The following is a 16,515-nucleotide window of genomic DNA, read 5'->3' as shown; positions in this document are numbered from 1 at the left end:
TTCCTGCCGGACTCGTGCAATTTTGCCTGCTTCAAGCGGATTTTCGCCATTTATTCAAGCGAATCCGCTGGTTCGGGGCCCTCCAACGGTGGCGTTAACACTTTGTTAAGGAAATGGCGGGATCACGGACTAAGGGGCCGGCACCACTCACTCTACCAAGTGCCGAGGTTGTTGCAAATGAAAGTTCTGATTGTTGAGAGTAACCCCGACCTTGGTCGGGTCTGGCGACGCCATCTGCAAAGGCAGAAGGCGGAGGTCACTTTGGTTGAAACGCAAGAGGCCGCGATTTTGGCGCTCTATGGGACGGACTTCGATATCATCGTGTTGGATCTGGTTCTGGAAACCGGCAGCGCGTTGGCGGTGGCCGATTTCGCCAGCTACCGCCGCCCCGATGCGCGGGTGATCTTTGTCACCAATACCACGTTCTTTTCAGACGGCTCGATCTTTGCCCACAGCCCCAACGCCTGCGCCTATGTTCAAAGCGGCACGCCGCCCGAGGATCTGGCCGCTATGGTCGAACATTACGCCGCAGGCCGCTGATCGCGCGCATGGGGCTCAAGATAGTCCAGATCAGGGTTGGCCGGGATGATCCGGTGCGGATTGATGCTGTCATGGCTATAGTGATAGTGGCGCACGATGTGGGCCATATTCACGGTCTCTGCAACGCCCGGCCACTGATACAGCTCGCGAGTATAGGCCCAGAGGTTCGGATAATCGATCAGCCGCCGCCGGTTGCATTTGAAATGCAGGTGATAGACGGGATCGAACCGGATCAGCGTTGTGAACAGCCGCCAATCCGCCTCGGTCACGCGGTCACCCATCAGGTAACGGTTTGAGGCCAGCCGCGCCTCAAGCCAGTCGAGCGTGTCAAAAAGCGGTCCGACAGCGGCGTCATAAGCCTCTTGCGAGGTGGCAAAACCGGATTTGTAGACGCCGTTATTGACGTCTGAATAAATGCGCGCGTTCACCTCTTCGATGTCGTCGCGCATCGCTTCGGGCCAGTAATCGTCGATGTTTCCGGTGATCGCGTCAAAGGCGCTGTTCAGCATGCGGATGATTTCCGAGCTTTCATTGGACACGATGGTCTTTTCCACCTTGTCCCACAGGATCGGCACCGTGACGCGCCCGGAATAGTTGGGATCGGCGCGGGTATAGATCTGATGGGCGAACTCAGAGCCAAACAGCTTATCTCCGGTTGCGCCATGGTCGTCGGCCTCGAAGGTCCAGCCCTTGTCCAGCATGTCAGGATGCACGACAGAGACCGAGATATGATCGCTCAGCCCTTTGAGTTCGCGAAATATCAGCGTGCGGTGCGCCCAGGGGCAGGCATGGCTGACATAGAGATGATAGCGCCCTGACTCAGCCGTGAACCCCCCTTTGCCCGATGGTCCGGGCGCGCCATCTGCGGTGATCCAGTTGCGAAACTGCGCCGCGGATCGCTTGAATGCGCCACCGGTGGATTTGGTGTCGTACCACGTGTCATGCCATTTGCCATCGACCAGCAGGCCCATCGTGCATCCTCCGTTTTCATCTGAACCAACGATAGTGCGATGCTAGGCCGGTTCCTATTTGACACCGCGCGCAAGACATCTGCGCGGGCGCACAAAACGGCTGAGATGTCTTGGCAACAATCCGCACTCCGGCTGCTCTATCTGATTCAGTTCACTGGATTTTTACGTTCAGGTCTCCACAATAGGACTCGTTACTGGGGGGACCGTATTGATGAGTACCTATGTTTCAAAGGAAATGCGCGCTGAATTGGATGCGGCGCGAATCGCTGGCCTGAAGAAAACAAGCCGCCTGCGGGTGGAAATGGGCGACAATTACTTCAAAATTCTTAAATTGTGGAATGACGGATTCTCTGTCGAGGCCGAGACGACGCCCCAGCTACGCGGGCTTGTGGATATCTATGATGGTGCCAACCACCTGTATCAATGCCTGATCATCGCGGATGAGGAAGAGGGCGGCGAAATGCGTTATGAGTTCAAGCGTAACACCGCCGCCGCTGATAAGGCCCCGCTGGATTTCTATCGCGCGCCGGATGCGCCGATTGCCCTTCTGGGGCATGAGGACTGACGCTTAGGGGCGAATCTCAACCGTTGTGCCGTTTGGGGTAAGACTCCAAAGCTGGGCCATCTCAGTATTTGACAGCGCGATGCAACCGGCGGTCCAGTCTCCCGGCAGGGTCAGGCCAACGATACCGTTGGGCTGGCCGTGGATGAAGATATCACCGCCGGGATCAACGCCCTGCTGCTGCGCGCGGGCTCGGTCTTCGGCCTGCGGATAGTCGATCCCCAGCGACAGGTGAAACGCGCTGTCCGGGTTGCGTCGGTCGATCCTGAAAGTCCCCAGCGGTGTCTTGCCGTCACCTTCCTGCGATTTGTCGCCCTCTGGCGCGAAGCCCAGCGCGATATCCGCCTGCATCACCACCGCGCCGTCCAAAGTTGCAGTCAGACGACGGGCTGCTTTCTCGATCAGGATATGGTCGATTTGCGCCGCTGCAGGCGCCATTGGTGGCGCGGCGGGGCGAGGGCCGAAACGCTGCCAGCCAAACCAGCCGGCCCCGGCCACCAGAAGCGCAAAAGCTATCAGAACTAGGCGGCGCAAGGTCTATTGCAGATCGGCAAAGGCTGCCTTCAGCCGGTTGCACGCCTCTTCGACGCGGGCGCGTTGGGTGGCCAGATTGAACCGCTCGAATGTCTCGCCACCGACGCCAAAGCCGGGTCCGGATGAGGTCGCGATGCGTGCATCGTTGCGCAGGCGTCTGACGAATTCGGCATGGTTCATCCCGGTGCCTGAGAAATCGACCCAGGCCAGATAGGTCGCCTGCAACGGCATGGACCACAGGCCGGGGATTTCGGCGATGGCTGCGTCGAACAGTTTGCGGTTTTCATCCAGATGGGCGACCTGCGCGTCGACCCAGTCTGCCCCTTCCGGGGTATAGGCGGCGGTGATCATCGCCACACCCAGCGCGCTGGGATCATAGTCCAGCGTTTTCAGCCGGTGGGCCATCTGTCTGCGCAGTTCCGGGTCGGGAATGATCATGTTGCCGGTGCGCTGACCGGCAATGTTAAAGGTCTTGGACGCGGCAGTCAGTGTCACGGTCCAAGGGCGCGCTTCGGGGGCGGCGACATCCATCGGCACAAATGTATGGCCGGGATACACCAGATCATGGTGGATTTCGTCCGAGACCAGGATCAGGCCGTTGCGCTTGGCAAAATCCGCCACCGCGCGCAGCTCATCCGCTGTCCAGACGCGGCCCGACGGGTTTTGCGGCGAACACCATAGCAGCAGTTTCTCGGACCCGTCCAACCGCGCCTGCGCATCGTCAAGATCCAGCACATAGCTGTCGCCTTCGCGCGCCAGCGGGCATTCGACCACGCGGCGTTCCGCGTTGTTCACCTTATGCGCAAACTCATGATAAACGGGCGAGAAGATCACGACCCCGTCCCCCGGTGCGCTCCAGACGTCCAGACACAGCGCAATGGCGTTGCCCAGACCCTGCGAGGTCAGCACCCAATCGGTGTCAATCGCCCAGTTATGCCGGTTCTGCATCCACCATTGCACCGACGCCAGATAGGCCGGGTGCTTCCACGAATAGCCAAACACCCCATGATCGGCCGCGCGGCGTACCGCATCAATGACGCAGGGCGCGGTGGCAAAGTCTGAATCGGCAGTCCACATGGCCAGCCCGTCCTCGGCCGAAACGCCATAGAGCTGCTCCATCTTGTCCCATTTTGAACTGTGGGTTCCGCGGCGGTCGATCGGGGTGTTGAAGGTCATGTGTGCTCCATCTGCTTGGCGGAAAGCTAACCGTAAATCGGTCAGGCGCAAGGGGGGCGTTGCGGCGACGCACGTGATGGCCTAAATCAGCCCCATGAAACGCAATATCCTGATCCATCCCGATCCCCGCCTGAAAAAGGTCTGTGCGCCGGTGGCCGACATCACCGACGATCTGCGCAAGCTGGCCGATGACATGCTGGAGACCATGTATGATGCGCCCGGCATCGGTCTGGCTGCGCCGCAGATCGGTGTGCTGGACCGGCTGATCGTGATCGACTGCATCAAGGAAGAGGGCGCGGCCCCGCGCCCGCTGGTGATGTTCAACCCAGAGGTCATCGCGTCCTCGGATGAAACAAATGTCTATGAGGAAGGCTGCCTGTCGATCCCCGAGCAATATGCCGAGGTGACTCGCCCCAAAGTAGTGGATGTGGCATGGATGGACCGCGACGGCAATGCCCAGCAGGAAACCTTCGATGCGCTTTGGGCCACCTGTGTGCAGCACGAAATTGACCACCTGAACGGCAAGCTGTTTATCGACTATCTCAAACCGCTCAAGCGTCAGATGATCACCCGCAAGATGCAAAAGCTCAAGCGCGAAAAGGCCCGCTCATGACGGTGCGGACCTGCCTGCCATGGCCCGACAAACGCCTGCGCACCAAGGCCGAGGACGTCTCGGAAATCACCGATGACATCCGCGCTATCTGGGACGATATGATCGACACGATGGAAGCGATGCCCGGCGTTGGTCTGGCCGCGCCTCAGGTCGGGGTGATGTTGCGTCTGGCGGTTGTGGATGGCTCGACCGAACGCGGACGGGCCGTGCGTCTGGCCGATCCCGAAATCCTGCACAGCTCGGTCGAGCTGCGCGAACATGAAGAGGCCAGCCCGAACCTGCCCGGCGTCTCGGCCAAGGTGAAACGCCCCCGCGCGGTGACGGTCAAATACCTCAACGAACAGGGCATGATCGACCGCCGCGACTTTGTCGGGATCGAGGCCACCAGCGTGCAACACCAGATCGACCACCTGAACGGGCGGATGTATTTCGACCGCCTGAGCAAGGTCAAACGCGACATGCTGCTGCGCAAGGCAAAGAAGATGGGGTGAAACCCCATCCTACGGAGGGACGGATGCGCATAATCTTCATGGGAACGCCCGAGTTTTCGGTCCCGGTGCTGGATGCGCTGGTGGACGCGGGGCACGATATCGCCGCGGTCTATTGCCAGCCGCCGCGACCGGCGGGGCGCGGCAAAAAAGACCGGCCAACCCCGGTTCATGCCCGGGCGCAGGCGCTGGGGCTGGAGGTGCGTCATCCCACCTCGCTGAAATCACCCGAAGAACAGGCGCGCTTTGCCGCGTTGGGCGCGGATGTGGCTGTGGTCGTGGCGTATGGCCTGATCCTGCCGCAGCCCATTCTGGACGCACCCGCGCAGGGCTGTCTGAACATCCACGCGAGCCTCTTGCCGCGCTGGCGCGGGGCCGCGCCGATCCACCGGGCGATCATGTCCGGTGATGCGCAAACCGGCATCTGCATCATGCAGATGGAGGCCGGGCTGGACACCGGCCCCGTCCTGCTGCGCGCGCCTACCGATATCGGACCCGAAGAAACCACCGCGCAGCTGCATGACCGCCTGTCGGTGATGGGCGCAGCTCTGATCGTCGAGGCGCTGGGCACGTTGCCCGACCTCACGCCCGCGCCGCAACCCGAAGACGGCGTGACCTATGCCGCCAAGATCGACAAATCCGAGGCGCGCATCGACTGGTCGCGTCCCGCCGTCGAGGTTGACCGGCAAATCCGCGCCCTTTCACCGTTTCCGGGCGCCTGGACCGAGGTTCAGGGCGAACGGATCAAACTCCTCGCGTCGCGGCTGGCCGAGGGGCAGGGTGCGCCGGGCGAAGTTCTGGGCGACCACCTGCGCGTCGCGTGTGGCGACGGCGCGGTTGAACTGCTGCGCTTGCAACGGGCAGGCAAAGGCGCGCAGGATACCGAGGCCTTTCTGCGCGGCTGGACGCTGCCCGCAGGCAGCCGTATTTGAAAAGGGATTGTGAATGTATTTGACATTGATCGGGACGGTGCTGGTGGCCGCAATTGTGGGCAGCCTGTCTGAGAAAACCGGCTTTACGCGCAATGGCTATCTGCAATCCATCATCATCTGCATCGGTGGGGCTTTCCTGTTTTACTTTGCTACGATCATGATCGGCCGAATGTTCGGGTTTCGGTTTTTTTCACCCGGCACAAACGCCGTGCTGTCCTCGATCGGTGCGCTGATCATCGTTCCGACCCATTGGAGGAAGTAAGATGCCTATCGTCGCGCTGATCATCATCGGGGCTGCTGCCGGCTTTCTGGCCACACGGCTGATGCGGATCGAGGCGGATATTCCCACCACCATGCTCATCGGTATCGTGGGCGCGTTGGTGGGCGGGTTTCTGTTGCGGGCCTTACTGACCGTGATGGGCTGGCTGTCCGGTTTTGTTGGCGCGGTTTTGGGCGCGCTCTTAGTGCTCTGGATCTGGAAGACCTATCTCCGGCGCTGACCGGTTCTAACGCATGTCACACACAGCCGCCGATCCCAAAACGGGGGCCGCGCGCGATGTCAGTTCAAACCGGTTTGCCTCGGATGATGTCATCCAGTGTATCTGGTCTTCTGGTGCGGCATCCAGCGTAAACCAGTAAAAGGCAGGATCGACATCGATATCATCGAAATAGTCGAGATAACGATCATGCTCTGGATGGTCTTCGGGTAATTCCGCGGCGATGTATCCGCCACCTCCCCAGCTGTGAACACCAACACAGGCGCCGGGCTCCAGTACCCGCCGATGGCCCGCCAGAAACAGATCGGTCCCGCCCGAGGCCACCAGACCATTCGACGGTACAACGGTATCGAAACCTTCCTCGCGCACCATGCGGCTGAACACTACATTGGCGTCGTCATCAACCGAGCCTTCGATGTTTAGCAGAACCAGTGTTTTGATGCCGGGGTTTTCGTCGATGATCTCTTCGAAGGCGCTCAGCGTTGTGTCATCAATCGTCCCGCTTGCGATGATCCGATCTTCGTGCGCAGTGAAGCTGACCGGAGTGTACGGGTCCGAGCATGCCGCCAGAAGCGATAGCGCCGCAGCCAGATAGGGGAGGTATTTCATCGAAATAAACCTTATTGCCGTGGCGGTCTGCTTTTGTAGACAGGCAATTGCCAGCCAAACAACAGCGATCCCGCGCGCAGCGCCCAGCAGACCAGAGCACACAAGGCCAGTGCGGGCAGCCCCTCAAGCCCCATTCGTGTGGCCAGCACCGCCGTCAGCGCCCCGGCAAAAGCGCAAGAGACGTACAACTCGCCTTGTTTCAAAATCAGAGGCACCTCGTTGCAGACCACGTCGCGCATCAACCCACCCAGACAGCCCGTGGTCACTCCCATCAGCACCACGATGATACCTGACTGATCCAGCGACAACGCCGCGCCGGTGCCCGCTGCAACCGCGATGGACAGGGCAAAACTGTCCAGCCAGATCAGCCAGTGATACCGGCTCTCCATCAGATGTGCAGTGAAAAACACCAGCCCCGCTGCGCCGCAGGCAATGAGGATATAGTCCGGCTGGCCGACCCAGAACACAGGATGCCGGTCCAGCAACAGATCGCGTACTGTGCCGCCGCCCACTGCCGTCAGGCAGGCGATGAAGGCGAACCCCACCAGATCCAGTTGTGCCCGGCTGGCGACCAAAGCTCCGGTCAGTGCAAAGACCAGAACTGAGGCATAATCTAGCAGGGCAAGCCCGCTCACGCCTGCGCCTTTTTGGGTTTGAACGGAGCCATGCCCGCGCGGGCCAATTCATCCGCGCGCTCGTTCTCGGGATGGCCCGCATGGCCTTTGACCCATTCCCAGGTCACGTTGTGGCGTTCCTGCACCTCATCCAGCCGTTGCCATAGGTCGACATTCTTGACCGGTTTCTTATTCGAGGTTTTCCAGCCGTTGCGTTTCCAGCCGAAAATCCAACCGGTCACACCGTTTTTCACATAAGCGCTGTCGGTCACGATCGTGATGGTCGAGGCGCGCTCCAGCGCCTCCAGCGCACTGATTGCGGCCAGCAGCTCCATTCGGTTGTTGGTGGTCTCGACCTCGCCACCATTCAGCTCGCGCTCTTTCAGAACGGTTTCGCCATCCATCGCGCGCAACAGCACGCCCCAGCCGCCTGGACCGGGATTTCCGGAACAGGCACCATCGGTATAGGCAAACAGATCAGGCATGAGCAAACACCAGTATGAATCCGTCATATGACCCGGCCAGACCCTTTCCGACGCCTTCGACAACACGGTCGACGGTGAAACCGGCCTCGGCCAACGCCGTCTCGATCTCGGCCCGCGAATAGTAGCTATAGTACCGATCCAGATCGTCGCGATGTTCTCCGGTGCCCAGCTTCATGCCCAGAAACAACAAGCCCCCCGGTTTCAGCGCCGCGTGGATCGCACGCAGATGACGCGGGAAATCGGTGTGAGGAGCGTGCAGCAGTGAGAAACTGGCATAAACCGCGTCATATTCGTCGGTCTCGATAACATCATCGAAACTGCCCAGATGCGCATCGACACCAAGACCGCGCGCATGTTCGACAAAGGCAGGCGTGGCGTCCAGCGCCCGAACCTTCAGCCCCTGCCGCAGCAGATATGCGCTGTCCGATCCCGGACCCGCGCCCAGATCCAGAACATAGCCACCCGCGCCCACGGCATCGGCAAAGGCCTGCCGTGCCTCCAGCTGTTCGCGGGGCAGGGGGGCTTCCAGATAGTCGGTCAGCCGGCTGCTATAGGCGTCGATTGTTCGCTGATCCTGCGTCATGCCGGTTACCTCAGAACGCGGGGCACTTTGAATTCTACGTTTTCGACGGCGGTTTCCACGATCTCGACCGTGACGTCATAGCGGGCTTTGAACGCGTCGATCACCTCGTTGACCAGCACTTCGGGGGCCGAGGCACCAGCGGTGATGGCAACGCTTTTGATGCCCTCCAGCGCCCGCCAATCAATCTCGGTGGCGCGTTGCACCAGCTGGGCATAGGTGCAGCCCGCGCGCGAGGCGACCTCGACCAGACGGCGCGAATTGGACGAGTTCGGCGCCCCCACAACCAGCAGGGCATCGGATTTCGGCGCGACCTCTTTCACCGCCTCCTGGCGGTTGGTGGTGGCGTAGCAGATGTCTTCCTTGTGCGGGCCAACGATCGCCGGAAACCGCACCTGCAACGCGGCCACGATATCTTTGGTGTCATCCACCGACAGCGTGGTCTGGGTGACAAACGCCAGCTTGTCCGGGTTGCGCACCGCGACCTTGGCCACATCATCGACGGTTTCGACCAGCAAGACCTCACCATCCGGCAATTGCCCCATGGTCCCGATGGTCTCGGGGTGGCCCTTATGGCCGATCATGATCATCTGCAGCCCGGCCTCGGCGTGGCGCTGGGCCTCGATATGGACCTTGGAGACCAGCGGACAGGTGGCATCCACATAGATCATCTCGCGCCGCTCGGCCGCGGCCGGCACGGATTTGGGTACGCCATGGGCGGAAAAGATCACGGGGCGGTCGTCGGGGCATTCGTCCAGTTCCTCGACAAAAACCGCGCCCTGGTCACGCAGGCTGTCGACGACAAATTTGTTATGCACGATCTCATGGCGCACATAGACCGGCGCACCCCATTTCTGCAGCGCCATCTCGACGATTTTGATGGCACGGTCCACACCGGCGCAAAATCCGCGCGGTGCGGCCAGATAAAGTGTCAGGGGTGGCTTTGTCATGGTGCTGTCTCCTTGCTGGGGACAGGTAAGGCTTTTGACGCGGTTGGTCCAGTGACCACCGGATCGTCATTGATCTGACACAAAGCAATGCTAGCCAACCGGTGTTTCAGCACGGGTTCTTTCTTAAAGAAGCGCGGCCAGAACATCATGTTCCGGCCGCGCGATTTTCTTCCCCATCATATGTCCCTGCGGATCAGCTGCCGCCGGCAATCGCCACGCTGCGGGGCTCGGCCGGCATTTCACGCGGCGGGCGTCCGATCACGTCGCGCAGGTCCTCCAACTCGATGAAATTATCGGCTTGGCGCCGCAGCTCGTCCGAAATCATCGGCGGCTGGCTGCGGATGGTCGATACAACGGACACACGCACGCCTTGACGTTGCAGGCTGGCAATCAGCGGGCGGAAATCCCCATCGCCCGAAAACAGCACAATATGATCCACGCGTGGCGCAAGCTCCATGGCATCGACGGTCAGTTCGATATCCATGTTTCCTTTGACTTTCCGACGCCCCATACTGTCGGTGTATTCCTTGGCCGGTTTGGTGACCATGGTAAAGCCATTATAGTGCAGCCAGTCGACCAACGGTCGGATCGGCGAATATTCGTCATTTTCAAGCAGCGCTGTATAGTAAAAGGCTCTCAGCAGCTTCCCCCTGCGCATGAACTCCTGACGCAACAGCTTGTAATCGATGTCGAAACCGAGTGCTTTTGCTGCGGCATAAAGATTCGAGCCGTCGATGAACAGCGCTAGCCGTTCGTCCTTATAAAACATAAAAGTCCCTTTCGGTATAAACCGGATCGCCGCTAGTTAGGTGAGTGAGTTAAAAAAAAATTCGGCGCGCCAGTGTGCCTATAATTAGGGCTTTTTGCATTTATCGCAAGTATGCGTCTCCCGGAATATGGAGTTATGAGTGAACAAAACATGGCAAATGTGATTCTGGCCTTGGGCGCGAATCTCAAACTGAGAGGCAATGGGCCCAAGACGACACTTCAGCAGGCCCTCGACACGTTGCCGGGGCGTGGGGTATCGATTCGCGCGGTCAGCCGGTATTATGAAACCCCCTGCTTTCCCGCCGGGGCCGGGCCGGACTACGTAAACGCTGCGGCCCTGGTCGAGACCGATTTGTCGCCTGACGAACTTCTTGTTGTGCTGCATCAGGTCGAACATCAGTTCGAGCGCGCCCGCGCGCAGCGCTGGGGGATGCGGACACTGGATCTGGATCTGGTTGCCTGGGGGGACCGGGTGCTGCCGGATCGCGCGGTGTATGATCACTGGCTGCACCTCGCTCCCGAGGCACAGCGGCATGAGGCCCCCGAGCAGCTGATCCTGCCGCATCCGCGCCTGCAGGACCGCGCCTTTGTGCTGGTTCCGATGGCGGATGTTGCACCGGACTGGCGGCACCCTGTTCTGGACCTGTCTGTTTCCCAGATGATCTCACGGTTGCCAACCACAGAGGTCTCGCTGGTAAAGCCCCTGTGATACAGCGCCACCGCGCGATTTCCTGCTTGTCAAGGCGGGGAATCACGCTTAGATAAACCCCTTCCAGCCACGGATTCATTTACGGAGAGCGCCCCATGGCCCGCGTTACGGTTGAAGATTGTGTAGACAAGGTCCCGAACCGGTTCGAACTGGTGATGCTTGCCGCCCACCGGGCGCGCGAGATTTCTGCTGGTGCGTCGATCACCGTGGACCGTGACAACGACAAGAACCCGGTCGTGTCCCTGCGCGAAATCGCTGACGAAACGCAAGGTGCCGATGACCTGCGCGAGCGTCTGATTGAGGCGAACCAAACCCAGATCGAGGTGGACGAGCCCGAAGAAGATCAGATGGCGTTGCTGATGGGTGCGGAATCGGACAAGCCTGCCGATGACGACATGTCCGAGGAAAAACTCCTGCGCGCCCTGATGGAGGCTCAGGGCCAGGGGTAACCCAAGCTGCAAAAGGTGCGGACCGGATGATTTCAGCCGAAGACTTGATTGCGCTGGTCCGCAATTACAATCCCAAGACAAATGCCGAACGTATCGAACGGGCCTATGACTTTGGCCAGCAGATGCATGAAGGCCAGTTCCGCCATTCCGGCGAGCCTTATTTTTCCCATCCTGTTGCTGTTGCCGCCATCCTGACCGAACAGCGTCTGGATGATGCTACCATCATCACGGCCCTTCTGCACGACACGATCGAAGACACCAAGGCCAATTACGGCAAAGTGTCCGAACTATTCGGGGAAGAGGTCGCCAAGCTGGTTGATGGCGTCACCAAGCTGACCAACCTGCAGCTCTCCAGCCGTGAGACCAAACAGGCCGAAAACTTCCGCAAGCTGTTCATGGCCATGTCCAAGGACCTGCGGGTCATTCTGGTCAAGCTCGCCGACCGTCTGCACAACATGCGCACGATCAAAGCGATGCGCCCCGAGAAACAGGTGGTCAAAGCGCGCGAGACGATGGATATCTACGCGCCGCTTGCGGGCCGCATGGGGATGCAATGGATGCGCGAGGAGCTGGAAGACCTCGCTTTCCGCGTCCTGAACCCCGAAGGCCGCCAGTCGATCATCCGCCGCTTTATCACGCTGCAACGCGAAACCGGCGATGTGATCCACCGTATCACCGGCGATATGCGGCACGAACTGGACAAGGCCGGGATCGAGGCCGAGGTTTTTGGCCGCGCCAAGAAACCCTATTCGATCTGGCGCAAGATGCAGGAAAAGGATCAGGGCTTTTCGCGCCTATCCGACATCTACGGCTTCCGCATCATCACTCAGACCGAGGAAGACTGTTACCGCACCCTCGGGGCGATCCATCAGCGTTGGCGCGCCGTCCCGGGGCGGTTCAAGGATTACATCAGTCAGCCGAAATCCAACGGCTACCGTTCCATCCACACCACGGTGTCGGGACGTGATGGCAAACGGGTCGAGGTGCAGATCCGCACCCGTCAGATGCATGACGTGGCCGAAACCGGCGTTGCGGCCCATTGGTCCTATCGTGATGGTGTACGCTCGGAAAACCCCTTTGCGGTCGATCCGGCCAAGTGGATTTCGAACCTCACCGAACAGTTCGACAACGAAGAGGATCACGAAGACTTCCTCGAGGCCGTCAAGCTCGAGATGTATTCGGACCAGGTCTTTTGTTTCACGCCTAAGGGCGACGTGGTGAAACTGCCGCGCGGGGCCACGCCGATTGACTTTGCCTATGCGATCCACACACGGATCGGTCATGCCTGTGTAGGGGCCAAGGTCGATGGCATTCGCGTGCCGCTCTGGACCCGGCTGAAAAACGGCCAGTCGGTGGATATCATCACGGCGGACGGTCAGACCCCGCAGGTGACATGGCTTGAGATTGCCGTCACCGGCAAGGCCCGCACTGCCATCCGCCGTGCGCTGCGCGAAGTGGATCGCGAACGGTTCATCAAGCTGGGCAAGGAACTGGCGCGTGCCGGGTTTGAACATGTCGGGCGCAAGGCCACCGACAAGGCACTTGAAACCGCCGCCAAACACCTGCGCCTGAAGGACCGCGATGAGCTGTTGGCCCGTCTCGGCAGTGCCGAGCTGACCGCGCATGAGGTGGTTGAGGCCGTCTATCCCGAGCTGACCAAAGACGAAGGCGACGCGATCTCGCCCCGCCGCGCGGTGATCGGGCTTGAGCCTGGGCAGAAATTCGACCGCGCGCCCTGCTGTCAGCCGCTGCCCGGGGAACGCATCGTCGGCATTACCTATCGCGGCAAAGGCGTTGTGGTGCATGCCATTGATTGCAACCGCCTGTCCGAGTTTGAGGACGAGCCCGAGCGCTGGGTCGATCTGCACTGGCATTCCGGGACTCACCCGGCGGTCTATGGGGCGACCCTGGATCTTACAATTGGAAACGATGCCGGGGTATTGGGTCGCATTTGCACATTGATTGGCGAGAAAAAGGCCAATATCTCCAATCTCGAGTTTGTCGACCGCAAACCGGATTTTTACCGCTTGATGATCAATGTCGAACTGCGCGACCTTGAACAATTGCATTCGCTGATGCTGATGCTTGAGGCGGAAAGTGATGTGGCGGCTGTTGAGCGTTTCCGGGACAAGGCGGATGCCGCAGTTCCGGCTGGTTAAGAAGGGGTGATCAGGAGTGGTTTTCAAGCGCCGAGATCGACGCTCGCCTATCCAGATTGCATCGGAATTCGTCTATCCGCGCGGTGGCTGGACCCGTGCCTTTCACTATGTCAAACATCGCGTCCGCCGCCTACCTGACTCACCCGAACGGATCGCGCGCGGGATCGGGGCAGGGGTCTTTGCCGCGTTTACACCGTTTTATGGGCTGCATTTCGTGGTGGCCGCCGTGCTGGCCCGCCTGCTGAACGGCAACATTCTGGCCGCCCTCAGCGGCACGTTTTTCGGCAACCCGTTGACCTATGTTCCCATTGGCGTCGTCAGCCTCCAGACCGGGCATTTCCTGCTCGGCACGCGGTTCCGCAAAGGGGACACCCACGGACTGATGGGCAAGTTCGCCGATGCGATCGGCGACCTCAAGGACAACTGCATTGCCATGTTCACCGATCGCAAGGCCGACTGGCACGGGCTCGACCGGTTTTATGACGATGTCTTTTTCCCCTATCTGGTGGGCGGCGTCATTCCGGGCATCGTGGCCGCTGTGATCTGTTATTATCTCAGCCTGCCGCTGATCCGCACCTATCAGCAGCGCCGCCGGGCCAGAATCAAAGCGAAATTCGAACAAATCAAGCAGTTGGCCGAAACCAAGGCTGACGGGCAAGTGGCAAACCCTCTAGGGTCGGCCTCAGGGTTGAATAAGGAATCAAACGATGTCTGAGAACCATCTGAGACTGGGCGTGAACATTGATCACGTGGCCACCGTGCGGAACGCCCGCGGCGGGGCCTATCCCGACCCGCTGCGCGCGGCAAAACTGGCCGAGCAGGCCGGGGCCGATGGTATCACCGCGCATCTGCGCGAAGATCGCCGCCACATCTCGGACGCCGATATCGACGGGCTGATGGAGGTGCTGTCAGTGCCGCTGAACTTTGAGATGGCGGCCACCGACGAAATGCAGAAAATCGCCCTGCGTCACAAGCCGCACGCCGTCTGCATCGTGCCCGAAAAGCGCGAGGAACGTACCACCGAGGGCGGGCTCGAAGTCGCGCGTGAGGAGAACAAGCTGGCCCATTTCATTGCCCCCTTGCGCGATGTCGGGTGCCGTGTGTCGATCTTCATCGCAGCGGACCAAAAACAGATTGAGGCCGCCCATCGCATCGGGGCCGAAGTGATCGAACTGCACACCGGCGCCTATTGCGATGCGCATGCCGAAAACCGCCCCGAAGACGCCGCGCGAGAGCTTGAGGCCCTGCGTGAAATGTCCGCCTTCGCCCATTCACTTGGGCTCGAGGTGCATGCCGGTCATGGCCTGACCTATGACACGGTCCAGCCCATCGCCGCCTTCCCCGAAGTGCGCGAGCTGAATATCGGTCATTTCCTTATCGGAGAGTCGATCTTCCTTGGCCTGACCCCGGCCATTCACGAGATGCGTCGTTTGATGGATGCGGCGCGCGCCTAAGCAGTTCGTCGGTCTTGCGGGCGCGGTCCGGCTGCTTTTATCATCGCATGCAGACCCGCTTGAACGCCGTGATAACGACTGAAAGGCGGATGACATTTGTTTTAAGACAGTTTTTTGAGGGAATTATGGGTTCCAGTATTTTCAGATTTGCACTTGTTTTCACGTTGATCAGCCTTGCCGTGCCGCTGGCGCTCTTTGCGCTTGATGCGCTGTTCAATATCAATCTCAACAGCAGCTTTGTGCCCTTTATCCCGTTTCTGGGTGCGGCCATGTATGAAGGCCAGCGATACGCGCAGGAGTTCGGAGCGAAGCCCTCAGGCGGGGAAATGTGGCTGGCGGCGCTGATCATGGCCGTTGTTGGCATGGTCATCAATGTTGTGCTGGTTGCCCTGTTCTATCTGGTGCTGCCAGAGCAGCTGGCCCCGCTGGCGGAATTGCCGCCTGTCTTTCTGGCCATCGGATTTGGTGTCTCGCTGATCATTGCCATTCTGATCTGTCGTCTATTTGTTGGGTTGGGCGCACGGTCTCATCTCAAAAATGCCCAACGCGCCCGGAAATAAACGCAGTCGCGGATAAGGTTGCGACCGGCAGGGCACTTCCGCTACAGCAGTAGGGCACATCTCTGATGCACAGAGGGGATAGGGGACAGCGATGATCACCACAGGTTTCATAGCCATCTGGGTTGCGTGGATGATGGCCGGAGGGTCACCGGGGCCCGCAACCATGGGCATTGCAGGCACAGCCATGAACCAGGGGCGTCGCGCCGGTCTGGCCTTTGCGCTGGGCATCTGTGCCGGCTCCGCAGCCTGGGGGATCGCCGCAGCGCTGGGTCTGTCGGCCATCATGCTGGCCAATGCCTGGGTGTTCGAGGTGATCCGCTATATCGGCGTGACCTATCTGGGATGGCTGGCCCTCAAGGCCTTGCGTCGGGCGATGACTTCGGACGAGGTTGCGCTGGGCAACCCGGTCACCGGCACACTCGGAACCATCTTCGCGAAGGGCGCGGCCATTCACCTGACCAACCCCAAGGCGATCCTCAGCTGGGGCTCGATCTATGCCATCGTCGCGCCCAGCGATGCCAGCCTGTCGATGCTGCTGGGCTATTTCGCACTGCTTTATGCCGGGTCTCTGCTGATCTTTATCGGTTACGCATTCCTGTTCTCGTCTGAACGCATGGTCCGCATCTACGGCCGCGCGCGCCGCTGGTTCGACTTTGCCTTCGCCGGGTTCTTTGGCGTGGCGAGTTACAAGATTTTGACGGTGCGACTGTCATAAGGCGTGTTGCAGGCGCATACTTCGCGGCTCACTAGATTTTTGAGCAGCTATTACCTTGCTGCGTATGTTGTTGTGACCACCATAATGTGCCGCGTTTCGTTTGGCGCCGGGTTGCGATCCGTGCGCCGCAGCGATACCGCAGACAAATAG

At 60.0% G+C, this 16,515-nt stretch carries 23 protein-coding genes; 14 read left to right on the top strand and 9 right to left on the bottom strand.

Annotated features, from left to right (window positions below; genetic code table 11):
* Positions 1-177: 177 nt before the first annotated feature.
* Complete coding sequence (locus ACR0I7_RS15335) at positions 178-540, top strand: response regulator transcription factor (RefSeq protein ID WP_480512546.1); 363 nt, start codon at positions 178-180, stop codon at positions 538-540.
* Here the strand turns inward: ACR0I7_RS15335 and ACR0I7_RS15330 are convergent.
* Positions 522-1,511, bottom strand: a complete 990-nt coding sequence (locus ACR0I7_RS15330) for a glutathione S-transferase family protein (RefSeq protein WP_480512544.1) — start codon at positions 1,509-1,511, stop codon at positions 522-524. The genes ACR0I7_RS15335 and ACR0I7_RS15330 overlap by 19 nt on opposite strands.
* 211 nt (positions 1,512-1,722) lie before the next feature.
* Between ACR0I7_RS15330 and ACR0I7_RS15325 the strand changes: the two genes are divergently transcribed.
* A complete protein-coding gene (locus ACR0I7_RS15325; RefSeq protein WP_480512542.1) occupies positions 1,723-2,076 on the top strand; it encodes a hypothetical protein in 354 nt (117 codons plus the stop codon).
* A 3-nt stretch (positions 2,077-2,079) separates the two neighbouring features.
* Here the strand turns inward: ACR0I7_RS15325 and ACR0I7_RS15320 are convergent, their stop codons facing one another.
* Together ACR0I7_RS15320 and ACR0I7_RS15315 are read right to left on the bottom strand one after the other, a co-directional pair.
* Positions 2,080-2,607: a L,D-transpeptidase family protein gene (locus ACR0I7_RS15320; RefSeq protein ID WP_480512540.1), complete on the bottom strand. Its 528-nt coding sequence runs from the start codon at positions 2,605-2,607 to the stop codon at positions 2,080-2,082.
* Positions 2,608-2,610: 3 nt separating this feature from the next.
* Positions 2,611-3,783: a MalY/PatB family protein gene (locus ACR0I7_RS15315; protein WP_480512538.1), complete on the bottom strand. Its 1,173-nt coding sequence runs from the start codon at positions 3,781-3,783 to the stop codon at positions 2,611-2,613.
* Between the two features lie 94 nt (positions 3,784-3,877).
* Here ACR0I7_RS15315 and def (ACR0I7_RS15310) point away from each other — a divergent pair, with 94 nt between their 5' ends.
* The 5 genes from def (ACR0I7_RS15310) to ACR0I7_RS15290 are packed head-to-tail and all read left to right on the top strand — an operon-like array spanning position 3,878 to position 6,316.
* A complete protein-coding gene (gene def / locus ACR0I7_RS15310; RefSeq protein WP_480512536.1) occupies positions 3,878-4,396 on the top strand; it encodes a peptide deformylase in 519 nt (172 codons plus the stop codon).
* Positions 4,393-4,887, top strand: a complete 495-nt coding sequence (gene def, locus ACR0I7_RS15305) for a peptide deformylase (protein ID WP_480512535.1) — start codon at positions 4,393-4,395, stop codon at positions 4,885-4,887. Before def (ACR0I7_RS15310) ends, def (ACR0I7_RS15305) begins: the two co-directional genes overlap by 4 nt.
* A gap of 23 nt (positions 4,888-4,910) precedes the next feature.
* Positions 4,911-5,816, top strand: coding sequence for a methionyl-tRNA formyltransferase (gene fmt / locus ACR0I7_RS15300; RefSeq protein ID WP_480512533.1), 906 nt, complete (start codon positions 4,911-4,913; stop codon positions 5,814-5,816).
* A 13-nt stretch (positions 5,817-5,829) separates the two neighbouring features.
* The gene (locus ACR0I7_RS15295; protein ID WP_480512531.1) at positions 5,830-6,078 is read left to right on the top strand and encodes a hypothetical protein; all 249 of its coding nucleotides are present in this window, start codon (positions 5,830-5,832) and stop codon (positions 6,076-6,078) included.
* Position 6,079: 1 nt separating this feature from the next.
* Positions 6,080-6,316 carry a GlsB/YeaQ/YmgE family stress response membrane protein gene (locus ACR0I7_RS15290; RefSeq protein WP_480512529.1) on the top strand — a complete coding sequence of 79 codons (237 nt, stop codon included), beginning with the start codon at positions 6,080-6,082 and terminating at the stop codon, positions 6,314-6,316.
* 6 nt (positions 6,317-6,322) lie between these two features.
* Here the strand turns inward: ACR0I7_RS15290 and ACR0I7_RS15285 are convergent, their stop codons facing one another.
* The 6 genes from ACR0I7_RS15285 to ACR0I7_RS15260 form a co-directional block, all read right to left on the bottom strand.
* A complete protein-coding gene (locus ACR0I7_RS15285; protein ID WP_480512527.1) occupies positions 6,323-6,922 on the bottom strand; it encodes a COG3904 family protein in 600 nt (199 codons plus the stop codon).
* Positions 6,923-6,933: 11 nt separating this feature from the next.
* Complete coding sequence (locus ACR0I7_RS15280) at positions 6,934-7,557, bottom strand: trimeric intracellular cation channel family protein (protein ID WP_480512525.1); 624 nt, start codon at positions 7,555-7,557, stop codon at positions 6,934-6,936.
* Positions 7,554-8,021, bottom strand: a complete 468-nt coding sequence (gene rnhA / locus ACR0I7_RS15275; RefSeq protein WP_480512523.1) for a ribonuclease HI — start codon at positions 8,019-8,021, stop codon at positions 7,554-7,556. The genes ACR0I7_RS15280 and rnhA overlap by 4 nt, the downstream gene beginning before the upstream one ends.
* A complete protein-coding gene (locus ACR0I7_RS15270; RefSeq protein WP_480512521.1) occupies positions 8,014-8,604 on the bottom strand; it encodes a class I SAM-dependent methyltransferase in 591 nt (196 codons plus the stop codon). Before ACR0I7_RS15270 ends, rnhA begins: the two co-directional genes overlap by 8 nt.
* Positions 8,605-8,609: 5 nt before the next feature.
* A complete protein-coding gene (gene ispH, locus ACR0I7_RS15265; RefSeq protein WP_480512519.1) occupies positions 8,610-9,551 on the bottom strand; it encodes a 4-hydroxy-3-methylbut-2-enyl diphosphate reductase in 942 nt (313 codons plus the stop codon).
* A gap of 193 nt (positions 9,552-9,744) precedes the next feature.
* On the bottom strand, positions 9,745-10,320 hold the full coding sequence (locus ACR0I7_RS15260; protein ID WP_480512517.1) for a LabA-like NYN domain-containing protein: 576 nt from the start codon (positions 10,318-10,320) through the stop codon (positions 9,745-9,747).
* Between the two features lie 135 nt (positions 10,321-10,455).
* Between ACR0I7_RS15260 and folK the strand changes: the two genes are divergently transcribed.
* The 7 genes from folK to ACR0I7_RS15225 all read left to right on the top strand — a co-directional run bounded on the left by folK (position 10,456) and on the right by ACR0I7_RS15225 (position 16,365).
* A complete protein-coding gene (gene folK / locus ACR0I7_RS15255) occupies positions 10,456-11,028 on the top strand; it encodes a 2-amino-4-hydroxy-6-hydroxymethyldihydropteridine diphosphokinase (RefSeq protein ID WP_480512515.1) in 573 nt (190 codons plus the stop codon).
* Positions 11,029-11,123: 95 nt separating this feature from the next.
* Positions 11,124-11,477, top strand: a complete 354-nt coding sequence (rpoZ, locus tag ACR0I7_RS15250; RefSeq protein WP_008758344.1) for a DNA-directed RNA polymerase subunit omega — start codon at positions 11,124-11,126, stop codon at positions 11,475-11,477.
* Positions 11,478-11,503: 26 nt separating this feature from the next.
* Positions 11,504-13,636, top strand: a complete 2,133-nt coding sequence (locus ACR0I7_RS15245; RefSeq protein ID WP_480512513.1) for a RelA/SpoT family protein — start codon at positions 11,504-11,506, stop codon at positions 13,634-13,636.
* A gap of 16 nt (positions 13,637-13,652) precedes the next feature.
* Positions 13,653-14,351: a DUF2062 domain-containing protein gene (locus ACR0I7_RS15240; protein WP_480512511.1), complete on the top strand. Its 699-nt coding sequence runs from the start codon at positions 13,653-13,655 to the stop codon at positions 14,349-14,351.
* Positions 14,344-15,090 (top strand): pyridoxine 5'-phosphate synthase, encoded by a 747-nt coding sequence (locus ACR0I7_RS15235; RefSeq protein ID WP_480512509.1) that lies wholly within the window; start codon positions 14,344-14,346, stop codon positions 15,088-15,090. The genes ACR0I7_RS15240 and ACR0I7_RS15235 overlap by 8 nt, the downstream gene beginning before the upstream one ends.
* Positions 15,091-15,215: 125 nt before the next feature.
* Positions 15,216-15,650, top strand: coding sequence for an ABZJ_00895 family protein (locus ACR0I7_RS15230; protein WP_480512507.1), 435 nt, complete (start codon positions 15,216-15,218; stop codon positions 15,648-15,650).
* 91 nt (positions 15,651-15,741) lie between these two features.
* Complete coding sequence (locus tag ACR0I7_RS15225; protein ID WP_480512505.1) at positions 15,742-16,365, top strand: LysE family translocator; 624 nt, start codon at positions 15,742-15,744, stop codon at positions 16,363-16,365.
* The last annotated feature ends 150 nt before the right edge of the window (positions 16,366-16,515 follow it).

Source organism: Ruegeria sp. AM1 (assembly GCF_056540745.1).
This window is presented reverse-complemented; position numbering and strand designations above follow the sequence as displayed.

Bases quoted from the DNA above. Each gene is read 5' to 3' on its own strand.
- ACR0I7_RS15335 (WP_480512546.1), top strand. From the start codon at position 178: ATGAAAGTTCTGATTGTTGAGAGTAACCCCGACCTTGGTCGGGTCTGG.
- ACR0I7_RS15330 (WP_480512544.1), bottom strand. From the start codon at position 1,511: ATGGGCCTGCTGGTCGATGGCAAATGGCATGACACGTGGTACGACACC.
- ACR0I7_RS15325 (WP_480512542.1), top strand. From the start codon at position 1,723: ATGAGTACCTATGTTTCAAAGGAAATGCGCGCTGAATTGGATGCGGCG.
- ACR0I7_RS15315 (WP_480512538.1), bottom strand. From the start codon at position 3,783: ATGACCTTCAACACCCCGATCGACCGCCGCGGAACCCACAGTTCAAAA.
- def (WP_480512536.1), top strand. From the start codon at position 3,878: ATGAAACGCAATATCCTGATCCATCCCGATCCCCGCCTGAAAAAGGTC.
- def (WP_480512535.1), top strand. From the start codon at position 4,393: ATGACGGTGCGGACCTGCCTGCCATGGCCCGACAAACGCCTGCGCACC.
- fmt (WP_480512533.1), top strand. From the start codon at position 4,911: ATGCGCATAATCTTCATGGGAACGCCCGAGTTTTCGGTCCCGGTGCTG.
- ACR0I7_RS15295 (WP_480512531.1), top strand. From the start codon at position 5,830: ATGTATTTGACATTGATCGGGACGGTGCTGGTGGCCGCAATTGTGGGC.
- ACR0I7_RS15290 (WP_480512529.1), top strand. From the start codon at position 6,080: ATGCCTATCGTCGCGCTGATCATCATCGGGGCTGCTGCCGGCTTTCTG.
- ACR0I7_RS15285 (WP_480512527.1), bottom strand. From the start codon at position 6,922: ATGAAATACCTCCCCTATCTGGCTGCGGCGCTATCGCTTCTGGCGGCA.
- rnhA (WP_480512523.1), bottom strand. From the start codon at position 8,021: ATGCCTGATCTGTTTGCCTATACCGATGGTGCCTGTTCCGGAAATCCC.
- ACR0I7_RS15270 (WP_480512521.1), bottom strand. From the start codon at position 8,604: ATGACGCAGGATCAGCGAACAATCGACGCCTATAGCAGCCGGCTGACC.
- ispH (WP_480512519.1), bottom strand. From the start codon at position 9,551: ATGACAAAGCCACCCCTGACACTTTATCTGGCCGCACCGCGCGGATTT.
- ACR0I7_RS15260 (WP_480512517.1), bottom strand. From the start codon at position 10,320: ATGTTTTATAAGGACGAACGGCTAGCGCTGTTCATCGACGGCTCGAAT.
- folK (WP_480512515.1), top strand. From the start codon at position 10,456: ATGAGTGAACAAAACATGGCAAATGTGATTCTGGCCTTGGGCGCGAAT.
- rpoZ (WP_008758344.1), top strand. From the start codon at position 11,124: ATGGCCCGCGTTACGGTTGAAGATTGTGTAGACAAGGTCCCGAACCGG.
- ACR0I7_RS15245 (WP_480512513.1), top strand. From the start codon at position 11,504: ATGATTTCAGCCGAAGACTTGATTGCGCTGGTCCGCAATTACAATCCC.
- ACR0I7_RS15235 (WP_480512509.1), top strand. From the start codon at position 14,344: ATGTCTGAGAACCATCTGAGACTGGGCGTGAACATTGATCACGTGGCC.
- ACR0I7_RS15230 (WP_480512507.1), top strand. From the start codon at position 15,216: ATGGGTTCCAGTATTTTCAGATTTGCACTTGTTTTCACGTTGATCAGC.
- ACR0I7_RS15225 (WP_480512505.1), top strand. From the start codon at position 15,742: ATGATCACCACAGGTTTCATAGCCATCTGGGTTGCGTGGATGATGGCC.